The sequence below is a fragment of the Inquilinus sp. 2KB_23 genome, assembly GCF_052115705.1.
Classification (GTDB): Bacteria; Pseudomonadota; Alphaproteobacteria; order DSM-16000; family Inquilinaceae; genus Inquilinus; species Inquilinus ginsengisoli_A.
The window spans coordinates 346,482-369,449 of record NZ_JBFRHF010000002.1 but is presented as its reverse complement, the minus strand read 5'-3'; the positions used below and the strand labels follow the sequence as shown (position 1 = coordinate 369,449).

The 22,968-nt window shown below is 70.4% G+C and carries 21 protein-coding genes; 9 read left to right on the top strand and 12 right to left on the bottom strand.

Annotation, left to right across the window (positions count from 1 at the left end; translation table 11 throughout):
• Nucleotides 1-33: 33 nt before the first annotated feature.
• Nucleotides 34-930: a LysR family transcriptional regulator gene (locus AB4112_RS03935; protein WP_309795105.1), complete on the bottom strand. Its 897-nt coding sequence runs from the start codon at nt 928-930 to the stop codon at nt 34-36.
• 368 nt (nt 931-1,298) lie between these two features.
• Between AB4112_RS03935 and AB4112_RS03930 the strand changes: the two genes are divergently transcribed.
• The 3 genes from AB4112_RS03930 to AB4112_RS03920 all read left to right on the top strand — a co-directional run bounded on the left by AB4112_RS03930 (nt 1,299) and on the right by AB4112_RS03920 (nt 3,834).
• Nucleotides 1,299-2,264, top strand: coding sequence for a homoserine kinase (locus AB4112_RS03930; protein ID WP_309795106.1), 966 nt, complete (start codon nt 1,299-1,301; stop codon nt 2,262-2,264).
• Nucleotides 2,265-2,317: 53 nt separating this feature from the next.
• Complete coding sequence (gene rnhA / locus AB4112_RS03925) at nt 2,318-2,773, top strand: ribonuclease HI (RefSeq protein WP_309795717.1); 456 nt, start codon at nt 2,318-2,320, stop codon at nt 2,771-2,773.
• 62 nt (nt 2,774-2,835) lie between these two features.
• Nucleotides 2,836-3,834 carry a hypothetical protein gene (locus AB4112_RS03920; RefSeq protein WP_441717211.1) on the top strand — a complete coding sequence of 333 codons (999 nt, stop codon included), beginning with the start codon at nt 2,836-2,838 and terminating at the stop codon, nt 3,832-3,834.
• Between the two features lie 181 nt (nt 3,835-4,015).
• On the opposite strand, the gene AB4112_RS03915 is transcribed toward AB4112_RS03920, so the two are convergent.
• Both AB4112_RS03915 and AB4112_RS03910 read right to left on the bottom strand, forming a co-directional pair.
• On the bottom strand, nt 4,016-4,501 hold the full coding sequence (locus AB4112_RS03915; protein WP_441717209.1) for a peroxiredoxin: 486 nt from the start codon (nt 4,499-4,501) through the stop codon (nt 4,016-4,018).
• A gap of 53 nt (nt 4,502-4,554) precedes the next feature.
• The gene (locus AB4112_RS03910) at nt 4,555-6,684 is read right to left on the bottom strand and encodes a protein-disulfide reductase DsbD family protein (protein WP_441717207.1); all 2,130 of its coding nucleotides are present in this window, start codon (nt 6,682-6,684) and stop codon (nt 4,555-4,557) included.
• A gap of 114 nt (nt 6,685-6,798) precedes the next feature.
• On the opposite strand from AB4112_RS03910, the gene AB4112_RS03905 reads away from it, so the two are divergent.
• Nucleotides 6,799-7,395: a YqgE/AlgH family protein gene (locus AB4112_RS03905; RefSeq protein ID WP_309795718.1), complete on the top strand. Its 597-nt coding sequence runs from the start codon at nt 6,799-6,801 to the stop codon at nt 7,393-7,395.
• A 159-nt stretch (nt 7,396-7,554) separates the two neighbouring features.
• Here AB4112_RS03905 and AB4112_RS03900 read toward each other — a convergent pair whose 3' ends face one another.
• Together AB4112_RS03900 and leuC are read right to left on the bottom strand one after the other, a co-directional pair.
• Nucleotides 7,555-8,265: an SAM-dependent methyltransferase gene (locus AB4112_RS03900; protein ID WP_309795112.1), complete on the bottom strand. Its 711-nt coding sequence runs from the start codon at nt 8,263-8,265 to the stop codon at nt 7,555-7,557.
• 138 nt (nt 8,266-8,403) lie between these two features.
• Complete coding sequence (gene leuC / locus AB4112_RS03895; RefSeq protein WP_441717205.1) at nt 8,404-9,810, bottom strand: 3-isopropylmalate dehydratase large subunit; 1,407 nt, start codon at nt 9,808-9,810, stop codon at nt 8,404-8,406.
• 199 nt (nt 9,811-10,009) lie between these two features.
• On the opposite strand from leuC, the gene AB4112_RS03890 reads away from it, so the two are divergent.
• Nucleotides 10,010-10,471, top strand: coding sequence for a DUF2147 domain-containing protein (locus AB4112_RS03890; RefSeq protein ID WP_441717203.1), 462 nt, complete (start codon nt 10,010-10,012; stop codon nt 10,469-10,471).
• A 4-nt stretch (nt 10,472-10,475) separates the two neighbouring features.
• Here AB4112_RS03890 and AB4112_RS03885 read toward each other — a convergent pair whose 3' ends face one another.
• The gene (locus tag AB4112_RS03885; RefSeq protein WP_441717201.1) at nt 10,476-11,153 is read right to left on the bottom strand and encodes a pyrimidine 5'-nucleotidase; all 678 of its coding nucleotides are present in this window, start codon (nt 11,151-11,153) and stop codon (nt 10,476-10,478) included.
• The gene (locus AB4112_RS03880) at nt 11,150-11,728 is read right to left on the bottom strand and encodes a septation protein A (protein ID WP_441717199.1); all 579 of its coding nucleotides are present in this window, start codon (nt 11,726-11,728) and stop codon (nt 11,150-11,152) included. The genes AB4112_RS03885 and AB4112_RS03880 overlap by 4 nt, the downstream gene beginning before the upstream one ends.
• A 288-nt stretch (nt 11,729-12,016) precedes the next feature.
• Between AB4112_RS03880 and AB4112_RS03875 the strand changes: the two genes are divergently transcribed.
• Nucleotides 12,017-13,513, top strand: coding sequence for an MDR family MFS transporter (locus tag AB4112_RS03875; protein ID WP_309795121.1), 1,497 nt, complete (start codon nt 12,017-12,019; stop codon nt 13,511-13,513).
• 30 nt (nt 13,514-13,543) lie between these two features.
• On the opposite strand, the gene AB4112_RS03870 is transcribed toward AB4112_RS03875, so the two are convergent.
• From AB4112_RS03870 to AB4112_RS03855, 4 genes are all read right to left on the bottom strand, one after another.
• Entirely contained in the window at nt 13,544-14,389 is an 846-nt protein-coding gene (locus AB4112_RS03870; RefSeq protein WP_374710622.1) for a carbohydrate ABC transporter permease, read from the bottom strand.
• A 10-nt stretch (nt 14,390-14,399) separates the two neighbouring features.
• Nucleotides 14,400-15,509, bottom strand: a complete 1,110-nt coding sequence (locus AB4112_RS03865) for a carbohydrate ABC transporter permease (RefSeq protein ID WP_309795123.1) — start codon at nt 15,507-15,509, stop codon at nt 14,400-14,402.
• Nucleotides 15,510-15,585: 76 nt separating this feature from the next.
• Nucleotides 15,586-16,866 carry an ABC transporter substrate-binding protein gene (locus tag AB4112_RS03860; protein ID WP_441717196.1) on the bottom strand — a complete coding sequence of 427 codons (1,281 nt, stop codon included), beginning with the start codon at nt 16,864-16,866 and terminating at the stop codon, nt 15,586-15,588.
• A 129-nt stretch (nt 16,867-16,995) separates the two neighbouring features.
• The gene (locus AB4112_RS03855) at nt 16,996-18,636 is read right to left on the bottom strand and encodes an alpha-glucosidase family protein (RefSeq protein WP_441717194.1); all 1,641 of its coding nucleotides are present in this window, start codon (nt 18,634-18,636) and stop codon (nt 16,996-16,998) included.
• A 141-nt stretch (nt 18,637-18,777) separates the two neighbouring features.
• Here AB4112_RS03855 and AB4112_RS03850 point away from each other — a divergent pair, with 141 nt between their 5' ends.
• The 3 genes from AB4112_RS03850 to AB4112_RS03840 all read left to right on the top strand — a co-directional run bounded on the left by AB4112_RS03850 (nt 18,778) and on the right by AB4112_RS03840 (nt 21,911).
• Nucleotides 18,778-19,866, top strand: a complete 1,089-nt coding sequence (locus AB4112_RS03850) for a LacI family DNA-binding transcriptional regulator (RefSeq protein ID WP_309795129.1) — start codon at nt 18,778-18,780, stop codon at nt 19,864-19,866.
• Nucleotides 19,867-19,955: 89 nt separating this feature from the next.
• Nucleotides 19,956-20,969 carry a D-cysteine desulfhydrase gene (locus AB4112_RS03845; protein ID WP_441717191.1) on the top strand — a complete coding sequence of 338 codons (1,014 nt, stop codon included), beginning with the start codon at nt 19,956-19,958 and terminating at the stop codon, nt 20,967-20,969.
• Between the two features lie 45 nt (nt 20,970-21,014).
• Nucleotides 21,015-21,911, top strand: a complete 897-nt coding sequence (locus tag AB4112_RS03840) for a fatty acid desaturase (protein WP_309795134.1) — start codon at nt 21,015-21,017, stop codon at nt 21,909-21,911.
• 129 nt (nt 21,912-22,040) lie between these two features.
• Here AB4112_RS03840 and AB4112_RS03835 read toward each other — a convergent pair whose 3' ends face one another.
• On the bottom strand, nt 22,041-22,940 hold the full coding sequence (locus AB4112_RS03835; protein WP_309795136.1) for a LysR family transcriptional regulator: 900 nt from the start codon (nt 22,938-22,940) through the stop codon (nt 22,041-22,043).
• Nucleotides 22,941-22,968 lie beyond the last annotated feature (28 nt).

Below are 22,968 nucleotides of genomic sequence, written 5' to 3'. Positions count from 1 at the left end.
GCATGGTGTTCGGCGGCGTCGGCCAGGGGCCGTTCACAGGGCATGGGCGACCTCCGCCACGGTGTCGCGCAGCCAGCGATGGGCCAGCAGCCCGTCGGCCCGCCGGTGCCAGTGCATCGCGGTCTCGATCCGCGGCGACGGGTGCGGCAGCGGCAGGACCTCCAGCCCATGGGCTTGCGCCAGCCGATCCGCCATGCGCCGCCGCAGCGCCGCCACCGTCGGCAATCCGGCCAGGACCGGGCCGGCCGAGAGATAGGGCATGCGCAACGCGATCCGGCGCTTCAGGCCGCGGGCGGCCAGGGCGCGGTCGATGAACCGCAGGTCGTCGTCGAGGGTGGAGATCTCGAGATGCGGCAGGGTCGCGAAGGCGTCGGCGCCGAGGGCCGCCGCCGGCCCGCGCAGCACCGCGACGAAATCGTCATGCAGCAGCGGCTGGTGGGCGAAGCGTTCGCCGTCCGGGTCGGGCGCACCGATCGCCAGGTCCAGGTCGCCACGGTCGAGCCGTTCGGTCAGGTCGAGGCTGCCGCTGGCGCGGATGTCGAGGGTCAGGCCGGGGGCGAGGGCGATGCAGCGCGCCACGATCGGCGCCGCCAGCACGGCGGCGGCATAGGGGTCGACCGCGATCCGGAAGGTCCGCGTCGCCAGCGCCGGGTCGAACTCGGCGGCGTGCAGCGACAGCTGCAGGTCGCCCAGCGCCCGCCGGATCGGCACTGCGATCTCCTCGGCCCGGCCGGTCGGCAGCATGCCCTGCGGGGTGCGGATGAACAGCTCGTCGCGCAGCACATGGCGCAGCCGGGCCAAAGCGTGGCTCATCGCCGGCTGGCTCAGCCCGACCCGGGCGCCGGCGCGGGTGACGCTGCGCTCGCGCATCACCGCATCGAACACGATCAGCAAGTTCAGGTCGAAGGCGCCCCAGTTCAGGTCGGGCATCGGCAGGACTTTCGCGGGCGCGGTGGCTACGGTGATCGGCTGCCGCCCGGCCTGGCAGTTCGGCGACAAAGGAAAAATGCTGTGCTGCAGCAAACACTGCCGGACAGATGCGGATGGCATCAGTGCTAATCATCACAGTAAGACGACAGCGGGACACTGTGCCGCACCAGAAGATGAACCAGGATTTACAGTTCATTAACTAAGAGTAAGGCAGTTTTAACTTGCTTCTTCTGAAGCAAGGTTCTGGGCAGGGCTCAATAGGCAGGCGGTCCCATCCGGGCGGACGGCCGGCGCGTTCCGCGTCTCTCCCTTCGACAAGCCGGCCCCGCCGCTCTATGAAGGCGGGCGCCGCTGCTTCCGGGATTCCCATGGCCGTCTACACCGAAGTCACCGACGAGGATGTCGCCGCCTTCGTGGCCGAATACGACCTCGGCTCCGTGCGATCGCTCAAGGGCATCGCCGAGGGCGTGGAGAACTCCAACTACCTGCTGGTCACCACCGCGGGCCCGCACATCCTCACCCTCTACGAGAAGCGGGTGGCCGAGGCCGACCTGCCGTTCTTCCTCGGGCTGATGGAGCATCTGGCGGCGCGCGGCATCGAATGCCCGCAGCCGGTCGCGGCCCGCGACGGCCAGGCGCTGCGCCGCCTCGCGGGGCGGCCGGCGGTGATCGTGACCTTCCTCGACGGGCTGTGGCCGAAGCGGATCCAGCCCTGGCACTGCCAGGCCCTGGGCGGGGCACTGGCGCGGATGCACGAGGCCGGGGCCGACTTCGCCATGACCCGGCCGAACAACCTGTCGATCGAAGGCTGGCGCCGGCTGGTGGCCGACTGCACCGGCCGCGCCGACACGGTGCAGCCGGGCCTGGCCGAGGGCATCACGCGGGAACTGGCCTTCCTCGAATCGCGCTGGCCCACCGACCTGCCGACCGGGCTGATCCATGCCGACCTGTTCCCGGACAACGTCTTCTTCCGCGGCGACCGGCTGAGCGGCCTGATCGACTTCTACTTCGCCTGTACCGACATGCTGGCCTATGACCTGTCGATCTGCCTGAACGCCTGGTGCTTCGAGCCGGACGGCGCCTTCAACGTCACCAAGGCGCGGGCGCTCTTGGCCAGCTACCGCGCCGAACGGGCGCTATCGCCGGCGGAGCTGGCGGCGCTGCCGCTGCTGGCCCGCGGCAACGCGCTGCGCTTCCTGCTGACCCGGCTGTACGACTGGCTGAACCACCCGCCGGGCGCCTTCGTCCGCCCGAAGGACCCGCTCGAATACTGGCGCAAGCTGCGCTTCCATCAACACGTGGCCGGCGTGGCCGCCTATGGGATCGATCCGTGACAGACCCTGTGACCAAGCCCCCTGCCCCGAAGACAGCGGCCGCGGTGAAGCCGATGAAGGTCGAGATCTTCACCGACGGCGCCTGCAGCGGCAATCCCGGCCCCGGCGGCTGGGGCGTGCTGCTGCGCATGGGCGAGACCGAGCGCGAGCTCTATGGCGGCGAGGTGCTGACCACCAACAACCGGATGGAGCTGATGGCGGCGATCCGGGCGCTGGAGGCGCTGAAGCGGCCGGTCGACGCGGTGCTGACCACCGACAGCCAGTATGTCCGCAACGGCATCACCCAATGGCTCAAGGGCTGGAAGGCACGGGGCTGGATGACGGCCGACCGCAAGCCGGTGAAGAATGTCGACCTGTGGCAGCGGCTGGAGGCCGCGATGGCCCAGCACAAGGTCGACTGGCGCTGGACCCGCGGCCATTCCGGCCATGCCGAGAACGAACGGGTCGACGAACTCGCCCGCCGCGGCCTGAAGGAAGAGGGCCGCGGCCTGGCACCGATCGAGGCTTGACGCGCATCACTCCGGCTCCATATTACGAATCGTAACTTACGATCTGTAATATGGAGGGAGCTATGGCCCAACGAGTCCTGATCGCGGGCGGTTACGGTGTCGTTGGCGGCACCGCGGCACGACACCTGCGCGGGCTGGCGCCCGATCTCGACATCATCCTGGCGGGGCGGTCGCCGGAGGCCGGCGCGGCGCTGGCGCGCGAGATCGGGGCCTCGACCCTGCGGCTCGACGTCGCCGACCCCGCGGCGGCGCTGGCCGATCTCGGGCCGGTCGACCTGATCGTGGCCGCGCTGCAGGACCGCGGCGACACGCTGATCCAGGCCGCGCTGGCGCAGGGCGCCGCCCATATCGGCATCACCAAGGTGGTGGAGGAGACCGGGCCGGCGGTGTTCGCGGCGCTGCATGCGCCGCCGCGGCGGCCGATCGTGCTGGCGGGCCACTGGGCGGCCGGGGTGCTGATCCTGGCGGCAAGGCCGGCGCTCGCGGAGTTTGCCCGGGTCGAGTCCGTGGCCATGGCCGCCCTGTTCGATGCGGCCGACGCGGTCGGGCCGATGAGCGCCAGCGATGCCGCGGCCTTCTCCGGCCGGTCCCTGCTGCGCCGGGGCGGGCAATGGGCCTGGGTCGATGGCGGCGATCACACCCGCGCCCTGCGCCTGGCCGACGGGCATGAGGCGATGGTGCAGCCGCTGGCGACGCTCGATGTCCCCAGCCTGGCGGCGATCACCGGCGCGCCCGACATCCGCTTCGACTTCGGCGAGGGCGAATCGCTCGGCACCCGGGCCGGCCACCGCGCCTCGCATGAGGGCGTGATCGAGATTGCGGGGACGCTGCGGTCCGGCCAGCGCGTCCGGCGGCGGGTCCTGGTGTCGGACCCGAAAGGGGTGGGCCACATGACGGCGCTGGGCACCCTGGTCATCGCCGAGCGAGTGCTGGGCCTGGATGGCCTGCCACTGCCAGCGGGCGGGCTGCAGCTGCCCGAGACCCTGGTCGCGCCCGAAGCGGCGATCGCGCGGTTCGAGCAGTTCGGCGTGCGGATCACGGCCGAGACGGACCCGGCCTGAAGGCCGGCACCCGAGTCGTCATCTCACCCGATTGTCATCCTCGGGCTTGACCCGAGGATCCAGGGGCCACCAGGAGCCGCTCTGGCCGCCCCTGGATTGCCCGGTCAAGCCGGGCAATGACAGTTGAGAGTAATCGGTCGGTCGGGCTCATCCGAGGTGAACCCGACCGACGCGCAGTGCCTCAGAGCGCCGCGAGCACGGCCTCGCCGCTCGACACCTCGAAGGCACCCGGCTTCTCGACCGCCAGATGGATGACCACCCCATCCTTGGCGATCAGGGCGAAGCGCTGCGAGCGGGTGCCCAGGCCGTAGCCCGACCCGTCCATCTCCAGCCCCAGCGCCTTGGTCAGGGTGGCGTTGCCGTCCGGCAGCATGAACACGGTGTCGCCGGAGATCTCGTTCTTGTCGGCCCAGGCCTTCATCACGAAGGGATCGTTGACCGACAGGCAGACGATCTGGTCGACGCCCTTGGCCTTCAGCGCCTCGGCGTTGTTGGTGAAGCTCGGCAGGTGCTTGGCCGAGCAGGTCGGGGTGAAGGCGCCGGGCACCGCGAACAGCGCCACGGTCTTGCCCTTGAACAGGTCCTCGGTCTTGACCTCGGCCATGCCTTCCTTGCCGAGATGCTTCAGCGTGACCGACGGGATGCGGTCGCCAACCTTGATCGTCATGGGTGCTCTCTCCGCGAAACTGTATGTCGTGGCCGGCCCGAAGGTCCGGGGGATCAGGAACCTGCGCCGCCGCGAGCTTTGGCTAAAGCGTCGAGGACCGCGTCGGCGCTGAGCAACTCCGGCAGCACGATCCCGTCCGGCGCACCCGGCCCGTAAACGGCGTTGAACGGTATGCCGTAGCGGCCATGCGCCGCAAGGTAGTCGGCGATGGCCGGGTCCGGATTGGTCCAGTCGGCCAGCATCGGCACCACGCCGTCGCCGCCCAGCGCCGCCGCCGTCGGGTCGCGGCCCAGCACCAGCAGCTTGTTGACCTGGCAGGTCAGGCACCATTCGGCGGTGACGTCGACGAACACCACCTTGCCCTGGCCGACCAGGCCGGGGATGGCGGCGCGGTCGAATCGGGTCCAGCCGACGGACGCCAGGGCCGTGGCGGCGGCGTCCGACCGATCGAATCGCAGCGGCAGCAGGATGGCGGCCAGGGCCAGCACGGCGGCGAGGCCGGCACCCAGGCGGCGCCCGGCCGGCCCGCCGCGCGGCCGCAGCCACAGGGTCAGGCCGATCAGCACCATGGCGGCGGCGACCGCGACAGCGGCGCCCGGCGGCACCTGCACCGACAGCACGAACAGCAACCAGATCGCGGTGCCGAACAGGGCCAGGCCCAGCACCGCCTTGACCCACAGCATCCAGCGGCCGGGCCGCGGCAGCAGCCGGGCCAGGGCCGGCACCGCCGCGATGACCAGATAGGGCAGGGCCATGCCCAGGCCGAGGGCGGCAAAGGTCAGCCCGATCTCGGTGGGACCGCGCGACAGGGCGAAGCCCAGCGCGGTGCCGACGAAGGGGGCGGAGCAGGGGGTGGCCAGCAGCGTGGCGAAGGCGCCGGTCAGGAACAGCCCCAGCAGCCCCGTCCGCTCGGTGGGCTGGTCGGCGCCGCTGGCGCGGGCCGCGGCGTCCATGGCCCGGCCGGGCAGCACCACCTCGAACAGGCCCAGCAGGTTGCAGCCGAACAGGGTGAGGATGACGACCATCACCACCAGGAACACCGGCTCCTGGAACTGGATGCCCCAGCCGACCGAGGCGCCGGCCGCCTTCAGCCCGACCGCGCCGGCGGCCAGCAGCAGGAAGGACGCGACGATGCCGGCGGCGGTGGCCAGCAGGCCCAGCCGCTGCCGCCGCGGCGTCTGGCCGCCCGCCTTCACGATCGACAGCAGCTTCAGCGACAGCACCGGCAGCACGCAGGGCATCAGGTTCAGGATCAGCCCGCCCAGCAGCGCCACGCCCAGGATGGTCACCCAGGCGGTGGCGTCGACCGGCGCCGCCACCGCCGCGCCGATGGTGGGTTTGGCCTCGACGCTGCGCGGGCCGTCGACCAGGGTCAGGGTGACGGGGCTGCCGGCCAGGGCGGTGGGCGGGTCGCCGGCTTGGATCCGGTCGATCACCGCAACCAGCGTCCGGCCGCCGTCGCTGGTCTCGACCCGGGGGGCGGCGAAGGCGTCGCCCGGCGCGGCCTCGACGAAGATGTCGGGCGACTGGAACGGCTCGCGCGCCGTCGCCTCGACCCGCAGCCCGCCATTGGGCGTGTCGGCCCCCGTGGCGTTGGCGGTGACGGCGCCGATCGCCAGGCCGGCGGCGCTGCCGTCGCCGGGCACCGCGTTGTCGTAGCGGTCGATCAGGTTGGACGTCTCGGGGTCGGGCGCCGCCGGGCCGGCCGGAAGGTCGAGCGCGAAGCTGAAATTGGCCGGGATGCAGATGTCGCTGCACACCAGCACGGTCGCGGCCAGCGCCAGGTGCTGCGCCTGGCCGGCCTGCTGCACCGGCAGGGTCAGCGGGTACACCACCTCGGTCTCGTAGCCATAGGTCTCGAGGCCGAACAGCTGGAAGCGCTGCGGCGCCGGATAGGCCAGGGTCGGGGTGCCGAGGTTGGCGGATCCCGTCCAGTCCAGCGCCGGCGGCAGGCCGGCGTCGCCCGGCGACCGCCAATAGGTCTTCCAATGCGGGTCCAGCTTGATCTGCAGCCCGGCCGGCACCGCCGCCAGGGTGCCGGTGCCGTCCACCGCCGTGATCAGCCGTGCCGACGCGCCCTTGCCCTGCTGCCACGACGTGGCAGCGGCGTCGGCCGCCTGGGGCTGCGCCAGGGCGGCCAAACCAAGCGCAGTGCCGAACAGGAATGCGAACCCACGCGTCATCGAGACCCCGGCACCATGAAACGGCCTTTCTTTGTCCTATATAGTCGTTCGAAACCAGATCGCCGCGGGTTAGCTTATTGTCGCGGGTGATGCGGAGAATGGGCAGTGGCCAGGATGAGTCGGGCGAAGTCTACCGAAAGCGACAAGGCACCAGCGGGCGAGGCCTACCTCGCCGGGCAGCTGCTGATCGCCATGCCGACCCTGGTGGCGCCGCCCTTTGCCCGCACGGTGATCTATCTCTGCGCCCACAACGACCAGGGGGCGATGGGGCTGGTGGTCAACAAGCCGCTGCCCAGCATCGACTTCCCGACCCTGCTCGACCAGCTCGGCATCCCGCATGGCGACCTCTTGGGCAAGACCCGGGTGCAGTTCGGCGGGCCGGTCGAATCCGGCCGCGGCTTCGTGCTGCATTCCGCCGACTACCGCGCCGAGAAGACGGTGGTGGTGGGCGAGGTGGCGGTGACCTCGACGCTCGAGGTGCTGCAGGCGATCGCCAATGGCGCCGGCCCCAGCCGGCACCTGCTGGCGCTGGGCTATGCCGGGTGGAGCGCGGGGCAGCTCGACGCCGAGATCCAGGCCAATGGCTGGCTCAACGTGCCTTGCGACCCGGACATCCTGTTCGGCGACGACCTGTCGGTGAAGTGGGAGCAGGCGATCGCCAAGCTCGGCTTCGACCCGACCATGCTGTCGACCGAAGCCGGCCACGCCTGAGGCCGTCCGCAAACGCGCCGGCGCGGCCGCCTGACGGCGGTGCCTGTGCTTCCGGTGCTCACGGACGGCCATGTCCGCTGCGCGCCGGTTCTCGGCGCCACCGCCAATCGACTCACGCCGACACGTTTTCGAACGGCCTCTGATGGCGCGCGTCTGCGATCAGTTCCGCCGGGCCAGCCAGGCGCCCCAGAACAGGCTGGAGAAGAAGCGGGTCGGCGGGCCGAAGCCGGTTTCGGCCAGGAGGTCGGCGACGGCCTCCTCGGAATGCGGCGGGTCGGCGCCCTGCAGGATCTTGCTCAGCTTGGCTTCGACCTCGTCCGGCGTCGCGCCCTTCATCCGCCAGCGCTGGCCCCAGGCGGCCAGCAGCAGCGGCTGGCTGGCATAGGCGAAGCGGTTGCCGGCCAGGATCAGCGGCGCCCCCGGCTTCAGCCGTGCGGCCAGCGACCGCAGGATGGCGCGCTTGGCGTCGTCGCCGGGCAGGTGGTGCAGCACGCCGATCAGGGTCGCGGCATCGAAGCGGCGGTCGGCCGGCAGGTCGTCGACCGTGCCCAGGAAAATCTCGGTCCGGCCGTCCAGCCCGGTCTCGCGCAGCCGGGCGACGGCCAGCTCCATCATCGGCGCGGACGGGTCGACGGCGGTGAAGCGCCAGCCCGGCTCCAGCGGCCCGGCGGTAACGATCTCCTGGGCCCCGCCGCCGGCGCCGGCGACCAGGATCTCGGCAGGACCGCCGGAGCCCAGCGCCGCCGCCAGCATGCAGGCCGACAGCTCATGGCACGCGTCATAGCCGGCCAGGGCGATGCGGCTCTGCGTCTCGTATTCGCCGGCCCGTGCCGGGTCGAATTTGCGTGCGGCGTCGATGGGAACGGACATGGCAGGGCATTCCTTCCCGACAGGACAGGCAGGTCATGACGTAGGTTGGGTTCGCGTTGCGAACCCAACACTCCGGGACGGATGGTCTGAGGGCCGGTCGTTGGGTTCGCCGAGGGGCGAACCCAACCTACGCGCGGCTCAGTTCAGGTCGCGCACATCGGTCAGGTGGCCGGCGATCGCCGCGGCGGCGGCCATGGCCGGGCTGACCAGGTGGGTGCGGCCGCCGCGGCCCTGGCGGCCCTCGAAGTTGCGGTTCGAGGTCGAGGCGCAGCGCTCGCCCGGCGACAGCTTGTCGGCGTTCATCGCCAGGCACATCGAGCAGCCGGGCTCGCGCCAGTCGAAGCCGGCGGCCTTGAACACCTCGTCCAGCCCCTCATCCTCGGCCTGCTGCTTCACCAGGCCCGAGCCGGGGACGATCATCGCGTAGACGCTGTCGGCGACGTGCCGGCCGCGGGCCACCGCGGCGGCGGCGCGCAGATCCTCGATCCGGCCGTTGGTGCAGGACCCGATGAAGACCTTGTCGACCGCCAGCTCGCTCATGCGCTGGCCGGGCTGCAGGCCCATGTAGTCCAGGCTGCGGCGCCAGGCGCTGGCCTTGTTGGCGTCGGGGGCGGCGTCCGGGTTCGGCACCACGCCGGTGATCGGCGCCACGTCCTCCGGGCTGGTGCCCCAGGTCACCATCGGCACGATGTCGGCGGCCTTCAGCACCACCTCGCGGTCGTAGCGGGCGCCCTCATCCGTCGGCAGGGTCCGCCAGTATGCGACGGCCTGGTCCCAGTCAGCGCCCTTCGGCGCCATCGGCCGGCCCTTCACATAGGCGAAGGTGGTGTCGTCGGGGGCGATCAGCCCGGCCCGGGCGCCGGCCTCGATCGACATGTTGCAGACCGTCATGCGGCCTTCCATCGACAAAGCGCGGACGGCGTCGCCGGCATATTCGATGACATGGCCGGTGCCGCCGGCGGTGCCGATGGTGCCGATGATCGCCAGGATCATGTCCTTGGCGGTCACGCCCAGCGGCAGGTCGCCCTCGACCGTGATGCGCATGTTCTTGGCCGGCTTCTGCAGCAGCGTCTGGGTGGCGAGCACATGCTCGACCTCGCTGGTGCCGATGCCGAAGGCCAGCGCCCCGAAGGCGCCATGGGTCGAGGTGTGGCTGTCGCCGCAAACGATGGTGGTGCCTGGCAGGGTGAAGCCCTGCTCCGGCCCGATGATGTGGACCACGCCCTGACGCACGTCGTTCATGGTGAAGATCGGCACGCCGAAATCGGCGGCGTTCTGCTCCAGCGTCTCGACCTGGATGCGGCTTTCCTCGTCGGCGATGCCGCCGGCGCGGTCCGAGGTCGGCACGTTGTGGTCGGGCACGGCCAGGGTGGCGTGCGGCTGGCGCACGCGGCGGCCGGCCAGGCGCAGCCCTTCGAAGGCCTGCGGGCTGGTCACCTCATGCACGAGGTGGCGGTCGATGTAGAGAATGCACGTGCCGTCATCCTGGCGATGGACGACATGGTTGTCCCAGATCTTGTCGAACAGCGTACGCGGCGCACTCATCTCAATTCTCCGTCACCCGGCAACCCGCCGGCGGCTCCTCTCGGCCGATGCTGGACCATAGCCGAGCCCAAACCGAGGCAAAAGCTCGAATAGTTTCAAAGTTGTCACCGTCTGCGCGGTGCAAATCGGCGCAATGGACAGGACTCCCGTCTCGCCGCATGCTCGACGCAGAAGCAACACGACCAATATGGGAGTGCCCATGACCATCCGCAGCGCCGTTCTTGCCGCATGCCTGGCCGTCGGGCTCGCCGCCGCCCTGGGCGTGTCGACCGCCTCCGCCGCCGGCGGGATCAAGGGCTTCTGGCGCACCGGGGATGGCCGTTCGGTGATCGAGATCCTCGACTGCACCACCGGCATCTGCGGCCGCATCGCCGGCCTGCCGCCGGACGCCCCGGCCACCGACGTGAACAACCCGGACCAGAGCAAGCGCAGCAAGGCGCTGTGCAAGCTGATCATGCTGCACGGCTTCACCCAGTCCTCCGACACGGAGTGGGAGGACGGCACGATCTACGACCCGAAGAGCGGCAAGACCTACGACGCCACCATGACCCTGACGGGGGCGGACACGCTGGACCTGCGCGGCTATGTCGGCATCAGCCTGTTCGGCCGCACCGACACCTGGACGCGGCAGCAGCCGGGCAGTTTCAAAGCGTGTAGCTGATCCCTCAGCCCGCCCGGCGCGCGGCGACCACGGCGGCCAGCCAGTCGGCGGTGTCGTCGATGGCGATGTCGATGTGGCCGTCGCCGGGCAGCGGCTGGCCCCAGTCCGAAGGGGTGCGGACCCACACCGTGGTCATGCCCAGCCGGTGCGCCGGCAGCAGGTTGCGGGCCATGTCCTCGACCATCACCGTCGCCTCCGGCGCCAGGCCGTAGCGGTCGAGCAGCGCCTGGTAGGGGCCGGGATCCGGCTTCGGCACATAGGCCGCGGCGACGATGTCGAAGATGCCGTCGAACCGCCCGGCCAGGCCCATCCGCTCCAGCACCCGCTCGGCATGCGGCACCGACCCGTTGGTGAAGATGAACTTCCGCCCCGGCAGCTCGGCCAGCGCCGCCGCCAGCACCGGGCTGGGGCCGATTGCCGAGACGTCGATGTCGTGGACGAATTCGAGGAACGGGCCCGGCGCGACCGCGCGCTCGTTCATCAGGCCGCGCAGGGTGGTGCCGTGCTCGCGGAACAGCCGCTTCTGCAGCGCCCGCGCCTCGGCCGGCGGCAGGTCGAAATGGGTGCGGATGTATTCGCCCATGCGCCGGTCGATCTGGGCGAACAGGTCGGTCTTGGCGGCATAGAGCGTGTTGTCGAGGTCGAAGACCCAATCCTCGACATGGCGCAGGGGATCGGTCATTCCGCTGCCGGCTTTTCCTGGTGCCGCATCAGCACCGGCATCTGGGCCAGGGCGAAGACCAGGGTCAGCGGCAGGATGCCGAACAGCTTGAAGCCGGCCCAGAACTCGGTCGAGAAGTTGCGCCACACGATCTCGTTGATCACCGCCAGGGCCACGAAGAACACCGCCCAGCGCCAGGTCAGGATGCGCCAGCCGCCCTCGGTCAGCTCGAACACCGTGCCCATCATCAGCTTCAGGAAGTTGCGGCCGGTGGCCAGGCCCGCGAACAGGATGGCGGCGAACAGCAGGTTCACCACCGTCGGCTTGAGCTTGATGAACAGGTCGTTGTCCAGCCACAGCGTCAGCCCGCCGAAGATCAGCACGAAGACGCAGCCGACCACCGGCATGATCGGCCAGCGGCGCTCGATCCGCACCGACAGCACCACCGCCACCACGGTCGCGACCATGAACACCGCCGTCGCCGGCATGATGCCCGCGGCCTGGTTGGCGATGAAGAACAGCAGCAGCGGCCCGGCTTCGAGCCCGAGGCGCAGGAAGGGGCTCTTTTCGGCCCTGGGTTGGGTCTGGTCAGTCATGGCGGCACCCTAGAGCGCGTTCGGCCCTGATGGAAGTGGAGTCCGGTCGGTTCGCCTTACCGCTCCCGCGTGGCGGGAGAAGGGCAAGCGTCGGAGCCGCCGATATGGGCCGCTCCCCGGCGCGGCGCGAGAGGCCTGCGACCGCATGGCCTTTCGCTCCATGCCGGGGGGCGATGGCTGCACTGCCGAGACCGCTCTTGTCTGACAAGTGCCGTAGGCGAAACCTGGACCGCTCGGTGCAGGCCACGCCGCCACCGCCGATTCCAGGATTCGGAAACGACAGAGACCATGTCCGCACACAACGAGGCGGTCGCCGGGCCGGCGCCGCTCGACCATGCCGCAATCCGCTCGATCATCATCGGAATCCTGCTGGCCATGATGCTGGCCGCGCTGGACCAGACCATCGTGGCGACGGTGCTGCCGACCATCGGGCAGGAGCTGGGCGACGTCGAACACCTGTCCTGGGTGGTCAGCGCCTATCTGCTGGCCTCGACCGCGGTCACCCCGCTCTACGGCAAGCTCAGCGACATCCACGGCCGGCGGATCACGCTCTTGGTCAGCATCGGTGTGTTCATCGTCGGCTCGGTGGTCTGCGCCCTGGCGCCGACCATGCTGGCGCTGATCCTGGCGCGGGCGCTGCAGGGGCTGGGCGGCGGCGGGCTGATCTCGCTGGCCCAGACCATCATCGCCGACGTGGTGTTGCCGAAGGAACGGTCGCGCTACCAGGCCTACATCGCCAGCGTCTTCGTGACCTCCAGCGTGGTCGGGCCGGTGCTGGGCGGCCTGATCGCCGACCATCTGCACTGGTCGGTGATCTTCTGGATCAACCTGCCGCTCGGCCTCGGCGCCTTCTGGATGACCTGGAACACCTTGCGCCGCCTGCCGCGGCACGAACGGCGGCACAAGCTCGACGTGCTCGGCGCGGTGCTGATGGTGGTCGCCACCGTGGCGGTGATGCTGGCGCTGACCTGGGGCGGCGCCAACTACTACCCCTGGGCCTCGGTCCAGATCCTCGGCCTGCTCGGCGTGTCGCTGCTGTTCTGGGTGCTGTTCGCCATCCGCCTGCTGACCGCGTCCGAACCGCTGATCCCGCTGGCGGTGATGTCCAACCCGGTGGTCGGCACCGGCACGGCGGCGGCCTTCTGCGTCATGGGCACCTTCATCGGCCTGTCGATCTATGTGCCGGTCTATCTCGAAGGCGTCCTCGGCCTGTCGCCCAGCAATGCCGGCCTGGCGCTGCTGCCGCTGATGGCGGGGACCGTGACCGGCGCCAACCTGGCCGGCCGCTTCATGGCCATCATGACCCACTACAAGCGCACGCCGCTGATCGGGCTGACCTGCGCCGTGGCCGCGCTGCTGGTGCTGGCGGTCCACCCCACCGGCCTGCCGCAATGGTCGGTCGAGATCATGCTCGGCGTGGTCGGCCTCGGCCTCGGCACCGTGCTGCCGGTCACCACCATCTCGATCCAGAATTCGGTGGCGATGCACCAGCTCGGCACCGCCACGGCGTGCATGAACTTCTTCCGCTCGCTGGGCAGCGCCATTGTGGTGGCCGGCTTCGGCGCCATCGTGCTCGGCGCCATCGGCGGAACCCCCGGCCAGTCGCCGGAAAATCTCGGCGACCTCAACCCGGCGCTGCGCGACGCGCTGGTCGGCAGCTTCCACTGGCTGTTCCTGGCCGCCGCGGCCGGCCTCGCCCTCGGCTTCGTCAGCCTGCTGCTGATGGAGGAGCGCCCGCTGCGCAGCGGCGCCGCCGCCCATGCCAAGGAAGCGCTCGTAGAGTGACGGGCGGCGGGCCTGCCGCCGCCCGATCGCTCAACCCTTGACCGCGCCCGCCGTCAGGCCGGACACGATGCGGCGCTGGAAGATCATCACCAGCACGATCAGCGGCACCGTCACCACCACCGATGCCGCCATGATCAGGCCCCAGGGGATGTCGAACTGGGTGGCGCCCGAGATCAGGGCGATCGCCACTGGCACCGTCCGCACCTCGTTGGTCAGGGTGAAGGTCAGGGCGAACAGGAACTCGTTCCAGGCGGCGATGAAGGCCAGGAGGCCGGTGGTCGCCAGGGCCGGGCCCAGCAGCGGCAGGAACACCCGGACCAGGATCTGCCACGGCCTGGCGCCGTCCACGATCGCCGCCTCTTCCAGCTCGCGCGGCAGCTCGCGCATGAAGGTCGTCAGCACCCAGACCGAGAAGGGCAGGGTGAAGATCATGTAGCTGAGGATCAGCGAGCCGAGCTGGTTGTAGATGCCGAGCCAGCGCACCAGCTCGAACAGCCCGGTCAGCACCGCCACCTGCGGGAACATCGAGACGCCGAGGGTCAGCATCAGGATGGTGCTGCGGCCGCGGAACCGGACCCGGCCCAGCGCGTAGGCGGCGCTGACCGACAGCACCAGGCAGATCAGCACGGTCGACCCGGCGACGATCAGCGAGTTGACGATGTTGGTCAGGAACGGCTGCTCGCGGAACACGCCGACATAGTTGTCCAGCGTGGGCGTCGGCGGCAGCAGGTCGGTGCCGAACAGCTGCTGGCCGGTCTTCAGCGACGACACCACCGCCCAGTAGAACGGGAACACGGTGTAGACGATGATCACCGCCACCAGCAGGTAGAAAAGCGGTTGGCCGACGCGGCGCTTCAGGGTCTTGGACATGGCCATGGCGCGCCCCCTATTTGTCGAAGCGCACGCGACCCGCCACCATCCACAGGGCGGCGATCACGGCGATGATGACGAACAGCAGGGTCGAGGCGGCGGAGCCGAAGCCGACATTGCCGAAATCGATGCTCTGCTGCCGGGCGAAGACCGACATGCTCATGGTGCTGATGCTGTTCGAGGTCAGCACGTAGATCAGGTCGAAGACCCGCAGCGAATCCAGCGCCCGGAACAGGATCGCCACCATCAGCGCCGGCCAGATCAGCGGGACGGTGATCTTGGTGAACACCCGCCACGGGCTGATGCCGTCGACCTTCGCCGCCTCGTAGACCTCACCGGGCAGCATCTGCAGTGCGGCCAGGATCAGCAGCGTCATGAACGGCGTGGTCTTCCACACATCGACCGCGATCACCGAGGCCAGCGACAGGCTGGGGTCGGCGGTCCAGGCCACCCGGGTGGTGATGACGCCCAGCGACAGCAGCACCTCGTTGATCACCCCGTACTGGTCGTTCAGCATCCAGCCCCACATCTTGGCCGAGACGATGGTGGGGATGGCCCAGGGGATCAGCACCGCGGCCCGCAGCAGCCCGCGGCCCGGCATATGGGCGTTCAGGGTCATGGCGATCAGCAGGCCGAGGATGGTCTCGATCGTCACCGACACCACCGTGAACAGGATGGTGTTCCAGGCCGACCGCCACCAGACATGGTCGACCAGCAGCCCCTGCCAGCTGAAGATGCCGCTGGTGTCGACGTCGTAATCGACCGGCTGGTTGGTGTCGATGTCCCAGAACTTGCCCTCTTCGGCCTTCCACACCAGGTTGGTGCCCTTGGGGTCGTAGAAGACGTAGTAGCCGCCCAGCTTGTCGTCGTAGTCGGCGCGGTTGGGGCCGTAGAACAGGTAGTTGTCGAAGCCGACCATGCGGGTCGGCCTGTCCGCCTGCAGGGTCGCGTCGGTGAAGCTGAGCGCGATGGTGCGGACCAGCGGCCAGCCGGCCACCAGCAGCAGCACCAGCAGCATCGGGATCAGGAAGATCCAGGCGGCGCGGATGCGCTGTCGGCTGAGCCGGGAGGCGACCGGCTTCACATTGTCGGCGGCAGGGGCGGTGGTCGAGGTGGCGACGGTCATGGGATCCTCCCCGGGATCGAGGGTGGGTCGGGACGGGCCGGCGGCACCCCGTGCGGGGTGGGGCCGGCCCGCTCTGTCACCAGCGGCCGCCGCGGCTCAGGCGGTTCAGGTCCTTCTGCAGCTGCGCCAGGTTGGTGGCGCCGTCGCCCTGCTTCGACAGGGTGTTGTGGACCGCGTTCCAGAACAGGGTCGAGACCTCGTTGTAGCGCTCGCCGGTCACCGCCGAGGGCCGCGCCACCGCGCCTTCGAAGGCGGTCTTCAACAGGGCGAAGAAGGGCTGGGCCTTCAGCACGTCGGCGTCGTCGTAGAGCGCCGGGATGGTCGACTGGAAGGCGCCGGTGATGGCGCGGCGCTTCTGCTCGTCCTTGCCGGTCAGGAAGGCGGCGAGGTCGGCGGCCTCCTTGGGATGGGCGGAGTATTTCGACACGGCGAGGTTCCAGCCGCCCAGGGTCGCCGCGACCCGGGCGCCGTCGCCGTCGCCCTTAGGCAGGGCGGCGGTGCCGACCTTGCCCTTGACCGGGCTGTCGCCGGAATTCACCAGCCCGTAGGCGTAGGGCCAGTTGCGCATGAAGGCGGCGTTGCCGGACTGGAACACCCCGCGGGCGTCCTCCTCCATGTAGTTCAGCACGCCGTCCGGCGCGATGGTGCCGATCCAGGAGGCGGCGAGGTCCAGCGCCTTGGCCGCCTGCGGATTGTTGACGGTGATCTTGCCGTCGGCCTCCACGATGTCGCCGCCGCCGAAGCTGACGATCCATTCCAGCGCGTCGCAGGTCAGCCCCTCATAGGCCCGGCCCTGGAAGACGAAGCCGAAGAAGCGGTCGTTGCCCGCCTTGCGCTCGCCCTCCTGGATGGTCTTGGCGTCGGCGGTCATCTCCTCCCAGGTGGTGGGCACCTTGAGCTGGTATTTGTCGAGCAGGTCCTGGCGGTAGTAGAGCAGCCCGGCATCGGTGAACCACGGCAGGGCCATCAGCTGGCCGTCGCGGGTCAGCCCCTTGATGATGCCGGGGAAGTGCTGGTCGATGGTGGCCTGGTCGACATACTGCTTCAGGTCGATGAAATGGCTGCCCAGCATGCCGGGCCACACCACGTCGATCTGGAACACGTCGATGTCGCCCGACTTGGCGTTCAGGATCTGCTGGTAGAGGGCGAGCTGGTCCGAGGTCGACTGCGGCGGGGCGACGATGTCGACCGTGTTGCCGGTCTTCGCCGACCAGGCCTTGGCGCCTTCGCGGCATTGCGCCTGTTCGGCGCCGACCGAGCCGCAGGAGATCGTGACCTTGACCCCTTCCGCCTGGGCGGCGGCGCCGCCGGCCAAGGTCAGGGCAAGGGCGAGGGGCAAGAGCGCGCTCTTCGACATGTCTCCTCCATCTGCTTTTGGCAGCGGGGGAAGACCGGCGCGCCCCCCGCGTGCGTGTCTTGTCGTGAAGGGTGACTCGCCAGGCCGGCCTCTGGCGAGTCGAAACGAAACTATTCCTGAGACAACCCGTCAGGCCGCGTTCTGCTCCGCCTGCATCGCTTCCGCGGCGACCGCGCCGAAGAAGGCGGCGTAGGGCGGCAGCGCCACCCGCCCGCCCTCCAGCCGACCGCCCAGCCCGGGCGCGTCGGTCGGAGCGATCTGCACCGTCGGCGCCGTCCAGATCCGGGTCTCGCCGGTCAGGTTGAAGACGCAGAGCATGCGCTCGCCATCCAGCACCCGCTCGAAGGCCAGGACGCCGTCGGCGGTGTCGAGGAAGCGAATCGCCCCGGTGGCGAAGGCGGGGTGGCTGCGGCGCCAGCGCAGGAACTGGCGGGTGAAGGCCAGGGTCGATTCGGGGTCGTGCGCTTGGGCGCCGGCCGCGAGCTTGCGGTGCGCCTCCGGGATCGGCAGCCAGGGCTCGGCGGTGGAGAAGCCGGCCTGGGGCGCCTCGACGTCCCACGGGATCGGGGTGCGGCAGCCGTCGCGGCCCTTGAAGTCGGGCCAGAAGGTGATGCCGTAGGGGTCCCGCAGCTTGTCGTAGGGCACCTCCGCCTCGGGCAGCCCCAGCTCCTCGCCCTGGTAGATGAAGGCGGTGCCGCGCAGCGAGCTCAGCAGCGCCGTCAGCATCCGGCCCAGCCGCGGGTCGGCGTCCGGCCCGCCCCAGCGCGACACCACCCGCTTGACGTCGTGGTTGGAGAAGGCCCAGGACGGCCAGCCGTCGTCGGTGGCGTGGTGGAAGGCGATCAGCGCCTTGGCGATGTGCGGCGCGTTGAAGGTGTCGTTCAGCAGGCTGAAGTTGTAGGCGGTGTGCAGCAGGTCGGCCTGGACGTATTCCGCGGTCCGGCCGATCGGGTCGTCATCGCCGATCTCGGCCACCGCCATCCTGTCGGGGTAGCGGTTCAGCAGCGCGCGCAGCCGGCGCAGGAACAGCAGGTTCTCCGGCTGCGACTTGTCGTAGCGGTGGAACTGCATGAAGTACGGATTGTCCGGCCGCTCGTCGCCGGTCGGCGCCGTGTCCGCCGGCTTGGCCGGGTTGTCGCGCAGCAGCCGGTCGTGCATGTAGAAATTGGCGGTGTCCAGGCGGAAGCCGTCGGTGCCGCGCTGCAGCCAGAACTCCAGCGCCGCCAGCACCGCATCCTGCACCTCGGGGTTGTGCAGGTTCAGGTCGGGCTGCTGGGTCAGGAAGTTGTGCATGTAGTACTGGCGCCGGCGGGTGTCCCACTGCCAGGCCGAGCCGCCGAAGATCGACAGCCAGTTGTTCGGCGGGCTGCCATCCGGCTTCGGGTTGGCCCAGACGAACCAGTCGGCCTTGGGGTTGTCGCGGCTGGCCCGGCTCTCGGTGAACCAGGGATGGGCGTCCGAGGTGTGGCTGATCACCTGGTCGATGATCACCTTCAATCCCAGCGCATGCGCCTTCTCGATCAGCCGGTCGTAATCCGCCAGCGTGCCGAACAGCGGGTCGACGTCGCAGTAATCCGAGACGTCGTAGCCGAAATCCTTCATCGGCGACTTGAAGAAGGGCGAGATCCAGATGCCGTCGACGCCGAGATCGGCGATGTAGTCCAGCTTGGCGGTGATGCCGGCCAAGTCGCCGACGCCGTCGCCATTCGTGTCCAGGAAGCTGCGCGGGTAGATCTGGTACATCACCGCGCCGCGCCACCATTCGCGCATTCAACCCCTCCGCATCTCCTGCATTCCGGCCGCGATCCCGCCAGCCGCCCCGGTCCCCTGAACAAGGCTTCTGAATGCATTCAGTTTTGACAGTATCGAGAGTTTCTTGATCGATCAAGAGGGGCCCCCTAGGGTGTCCGCATGAATGACGGAACCGACAAGCGGCGGGGCACGCTGCTGGACATCGCGGCGGCGGTCGGGGTCTCGCGCACCACGGTGTCGAACGCCTTCAACCGGCCGGACCAGCTGTCGGCCGAGCTGCGCGACCGGATCATGGCGGCGGCGCGGGCGATGGGCGTGCACGGCCCCAACCCGGCGGCGCGGATGCTGCGGACGGGCAAGGCGGAGGCCATCGGCCTGCTGTTCCACGAGACGCTGCCCTTCGCCTTCGACGACCCGGCGGCGGTGGGCATGCTGCGCGGCGTGGCGGCGGCCTGCGAGAAGGCGCGGTCCGGCCTCCTGATCCTGCCGGCGGTGAAAAGCCCGGCCAGCCGCAGCGCCATCCACCGCGCCGCGGTCGACGGCTTCCTGGTCTACGGCTTCCTGAATGGGGCGGAGGCCTGGGCGCCGCTGCTGCGCCGCGGCCTGCCGGTGGTCGCGATCGACAACCAGGCGCCCGATGGCGTGGCCTTCGTCGGCATCGACGACCACGGCGCCGCCCGGCGGGTGGCCGAGCATGTGCTGGGGCTCGGCCACCGCCAGCTCGGCATCATCTCGCTGGAATCCTCGGTCGACGGCTATGTCGGGCCGCTCGACGCCGCGCGGCGGGCGATCATGACCTTCCGCACCAGCGTCGACCGGCTGGAAGGCTATGCCGAGGCCATCGCCGCCGCCGGGCTCGACCCGGACTCGATGCCGATCGAGGAGCGCCCGGCCAGCAGCGAGGCGCATGGCCGCGACGCCGCTTTGGTGCTGCTGCGCCGGCCGGACCGGCCGACCGCGATCCTGGCGATGTCCGACCGGCTGGCGATCGGCGCGATCGAGGCGGCGCGGTCGCTGGGCCTGCGGGTGCCGGAGGACGTCTCGGTCGCCGGCTTCGACGACATCCGGCGCGCCGCCCTGGTGCGGCCGGCGCTGACCACCATCCGCCAGCCGCTGTTCGACAAGGGCGCCACCGCGGCGACGCTGCTGCTGAAGGCGGTGGCCGACGGCAGCCCCATCCCCGCGACCCGGCGCCTGCTGCCGACCGAGCTGGTCATCCGCGGCTCGACGCGCCCGCCCTCCGGGTAGCACCCGGCCGCCCCTTCTGGCCCGATCACAAACCGTGATACGAAGCGGGCAGGCGGCCGGCGGGGCCGCAGCTTCACGGGACGGAACCGATGCCCTCGCTGGACCAGCTGCCGCGGATCGCCTTGCAGCACGCGCCGACGCCGCTCGAGCCGATGCCGCGCCTCACCGCCGCGCTGGGCGGGCCGCAGCTGTGGATCAAGCGCGACGACTGCACCGGCCTGGCGCTGGGCGGCAACAAGGTGCGCAAGCTGGAGTTCCTGCTGGGCGAGGCGCTGGCCCAGGGCGCCGACACCATCATCACCGCCGGCGGCCCGCAATCCAACCACGCCCGCCAGACCGCGGCGGCGGCGGCGAAGCTAGGCCTCGACTGCGTGCTGATCCTGACCGATGCGGTGGCCGGGCGCGACCCGACCTACCACACCAACGGCAACCTGCTGCTGGACGAGCTGTTCGGCGCCCGCATCGAACTCCACCCCGGCACCGCCGACCCCGACGCGGAGCTGGCGCGCGCGGCCGAACAGTGCCGGGCAGAGGGCGGCACGCCCTACATCATCCCGATCGGCGGGTCGAACGCGCTGGGGATGATGGGCTATGTCGATGCGGCGCGGGAGCTGCTGGCGCAGGCGAAGGCCCAGGGCGTCGGCATCACCCATGTCGCGCTGGCCAGCGGCAGCGGCGGCACCCATGCCGGGCTGGCGCTCGGCCTGGCGCTGGGCGGCAGCACGGCCCCGGCGATCGGCTACTGCATCAGCCGGACGTCGCAGGAGCAGCGGCCGCGCGTCGCCGCCCTGCTGCAGGCGGGCAGCGCGCTGCTGGGCGTCGCCTCGCCGCTGTCTGGGGACGATGTGGTGCTGGAGGACGGCGTGGTCGGCGAAGGCTACGGCCTGCCGACGGACGGCATGGTCGAGGCGCTGCGCCTGGCCGCGGCGCAGGAGGCGCTGCTGCTCGATCCGGTCTACACCGGCAAGGCCATGGCCGGGCTGATCGCCGGCATCCGCGCCGGCCGCTTCCGCCCGGATGACGTGGTGGTGTTCCTGCACACCGGCGGCGCCCCGTCGCTGTTCGCCTACCCAGACGCCTTCCCGATCCATTGGGGCGAATGATCGCCCGGCCTTGATCCGGATGGGCGGCCGGCGGCAGGATACGGCATGACCGACGCAGCCACGCGGCCGCTCCCGCCGGGGGCGTTGAAGGATCTGTCCCGGCGCTCCGACGCGCGCGGCCTGCAGGCGCTGGCCTGGCATCTCGGGCTGATCGCGCTCGGCGCCGCGTTGGTGCTGGCGGCGCGCGGCAGCCTCTGGCTGTGGCCGGCGATGGCGGTGCTCGGCGCCGCCGAGATCGCCCTGTTCAGCCCGCTGCACGAAACCACCCACCGCACGCCGTTCAAGTCGCTGTGGCTGAACCGGCTGGTGGGTTGGGTCGCCGGCTTCGTCCTGGTGCTGCCGCCGGAGGGCTTCCGGCTGTTCCACCTGGCGCATCACCGCCACACCCAGGACCCCGATCGCGACCCGGAGCTGATCGGCGCCGCGCCGCTGACCCGCGGGCGCTACCTGCTGATCCTGACCGGCCTGCCCTATTGGCGCGCCCAGGTCGCCGGGCTGGTGCGGACCGCGGCGGGCCGGGCCGACCTGCCGTGGATTCCGGCGCAGGACCGGCCGCGGGTGGTGGCCGAGGCGCGGCTGTACCTGTCGCTCTACGCGATCCTGGTGGCGGCCAGCCTCGCCACCGGCAGCGCCCTGGCGCTGATCCTGTGGGCCGGGCCGGTGCTGCTGGCCCAGCCGCTGCTGCGCTGGGTGCTGCTGGCCGAGCATTCCGGCTGCGTCCGCAGCAACGACCGCTGGGCCAACACCCGGACGACGCTGGCCGGCTTCGTGCTGCGCGGCCTGTTCTGGAACGCCAGCTACCATGCCGAGCACCATCTGGTGCCGGGCGTGCCGTTCCACGCCCTGCCGCGCCTGCACGCCCTGGTCGCCGACCGGCTGCGGGCGGTGTCGCCGGGCTATCCGGCGGCGCATGGCGAGATCCGCCGGACTTTGGCTGGGTAGGGTTACAATTTAAATGTCATGCCACGGCTCGACCGCGGCATCCAGGGGCGGCCAGAGCGGCTCTCGACTGCCCCTGGATTGCCCGGTCAAGCCGGGCAATGACAACAAAAGTCCGAGTAGGTTGGGCTTTCACCGCCCTCGATCCGTCTTGATGAAATCCACGAACGCCCGCAGCGGCGCGGGCATGTGGGTGCGGCTGGGGTAGTAGAGGAAGGGGCCGGAGAAGCTCTGCCACCAATCCTCCATCACCGGCACCAGCGCGCCGCTGTCCAGCGCCGGCCGCACCACCTCCTCGAAGATGCACATCACGCCCAGCCCGGCGATGGCGGCGGCCAGCTCCAGATCGATCGTCGTCGCCACCAGCGGGCCGTCCGGGGTGATGCGGATGGTCTCGCCGTCGCGTTCGAACTCCCAGGACACGATCCGGCCGCTGGGGAAGCGGTGGCGGATGCAGGCGTGCTCCAGCAGGTCCCTGGGGTGAAGCGGCCGGCCCCGCGTGGCCAGGTAGGCCGGGGCGGCGGCGATGACGAAGCGCTGAATCCGCGGGCCGATCGGCACCGCGATCATGTCGCGCTCCAGCCGCTCCTCATAGCGGATGCCGGCATCGAAGCCGGCGGCCAGCACGTCGATGAAGGTGTCGTTGGCCGTCACCTCCAGGGTGATGCCGGGATGGGCGGCCAGGAAGCGGCAGGCGATCGGCGGCAGGATGTGGCGCGCCACGATCGATGGCACGTCCAGCCGCAGCGTCCCGGTCGCGCTGTCGCGGACGCTGCTCACCGCGTCCAGCGCGCCGGCGATCTCGCCCAGCGCCGGGGTCAGCCGCTCGATCAGCCGCTCCCCGGCCTCGGTCGGGGTGACGCTGCGCGTGGTGCGGTTCAGCAGGCGCACGCCCAGCCGCGCCTCCAGCCGCCGCAGCGCCTCGCTGAGCGAGGAGGCGGAGACGCCGCGCAGCGTGGCGGCGCCGCGGAAGCTGCGCGCCCGGGCGACGGCCACGAAGGCGTCGAGATCGGACAGGTCGGGGCTGGCCATTGTGCGTTTTCCCGAACGGCTTGTTTGT

Coding starts and splice junctions, on each gene's coding strand:
- AB4112_RS03835 (WP_309795136.1), bottom strand. CDS start 22,940: ATGGCCAGCCCCGACCTGTCCGATCTCGACGCCTTCGTGGCCGTCGCC.
- AB4112_RS03870 (WP_374710622.1), bottom strand. CDS start 14,389: ATGGCCATGTCCAAGACCCTGAAGCGCCGCGTCGGCCAACCGCTTTTC.
- AB4112_RS03845 (WP_441717191.1), top strand. CDS start 19,956: ATGCCCTCGCTGGACCAGCTGCCGCGGATCGCCTTGCAGCACGCGCCG.
- AB4112_RS03880 (WP_441717199.1), bottom strand. CDS start 11,728: ATGACTGACCAGACCCAACCCAGGGCCGAAAAGAGCCCCTTCCTGCGC.
- AB4112_RS03920 (WP_441717211.1), top strand. CDS start 2,836: ATGGCCCAACGAGTCCTGATCGCGGGCGGTTACGGTGTCGTTGGCGGC.
- AB4112_RS03905 (WP_309795718.1), top strand. CDS start 6,799: ATGAGTCGGGCGAAGTCTACCGAAAGCGACAAGGCACCAGCGGGCGAG.
- AB4112_RS03860 (WP_441717196.1), bottom strand. CDS start 16,866: ATGTCGAAGAGCGCGCTCTTGCCCCTCGCCCTTGCCCTGACCTTGGCC.
- AB4112_RS03930 (WP_309795106.1), top strand. CDS start 1,299: ATGGCCGTCTACACCGAAGTCACCGACGAGGATGTCGCCGCCTTCGTG.
- AB4112_RS03840 (WP_309795134.1), top strand. CDS start 21,015: ATGACCGACGCAGCCACGCGGCCGCTCCCGCCGGGGGCGTTGAAGGAT.
- AB4112_RS03910 (WP_441717207.1), bottom strand. CDS start 6,684: ATGACGCGTGGGTTCGCATTCCTGTTCGGCACTGCGCTTGGTTTGGCC.
- AB4112_RS03850 (WP_309795129.1), top strand. CDS start 18,778: ATGAATGACGGAACCGACAAGCGGCGGGGCACGCTGCTGGACATCGCG.
- AB4112_RS03875 (WP_309795121.1), top strand. CDS start 12,017: ATGTCCGCACACAACGAGGCGGTCGCCGGGCCGGCGCCGCTCGACCAT.
- rnhA (WP_309795717.1), top strand. CDS start 2,318: ATGAAGGTCGAGATCTTCACCGACGGCGCCTGCAGCGGCAATCCCGGC.
- AB4112_RS03890 (WP_441717203.1), top strand. CDS start 10,010: ATGACCATCCGCAGCGCCGTTCTTGCCGCATGCCTGGCCGTCGGGCTC.
- AB4112_RS03885 (WP_441717201.1), bottom strand. CDS start 11,153: ATGACCGATCCCCTGCGCCATGTCGAGGATTGGGTCTTCGACCTCGAC.
- AB4112_RS03855 (WP_441717194.1), bottom strand. CDS start 18,636: ATGCGCGAATGGTGGCGCGGCGCGGTGATGTACCAGATCTACCCGCGC.
- leuC (WP_441717205.1), bottom strand. CDS start 9,810: ATGAGTGCGCCGCGTACGCTGTTCGACAAGATCTGGGACAACCATGTC.
- AB4112_RS03900 (WP_309795112.1), bottom strand. CDS start 8,265: ATGTCCGTTCCCATCGACGCCGCACGCAAATTCGACCCGGCACGGGCC.
- AB4112_RS03915 (WP_441717209.1), bottom strand. CDS start 4,501: ATGACGATCAAGGTTGGCGACCGCATCCCGTCGGTCACGCTGAAGCAT.
- AB4112_RS03935 (WP_309795105.1), bottom strand. CDS start 930: ATGCCCGACCTGAACTGGGGCGCCTTCGACCTGAACTTGCTGATCGTG.
- AB4112_RS03865 (WP_309795123.1), bottom strand. CDS start 15,509: ATGACCGTCGCCACCTCGACCACCGCCCCTGCCGCCGACAATGTGAAG.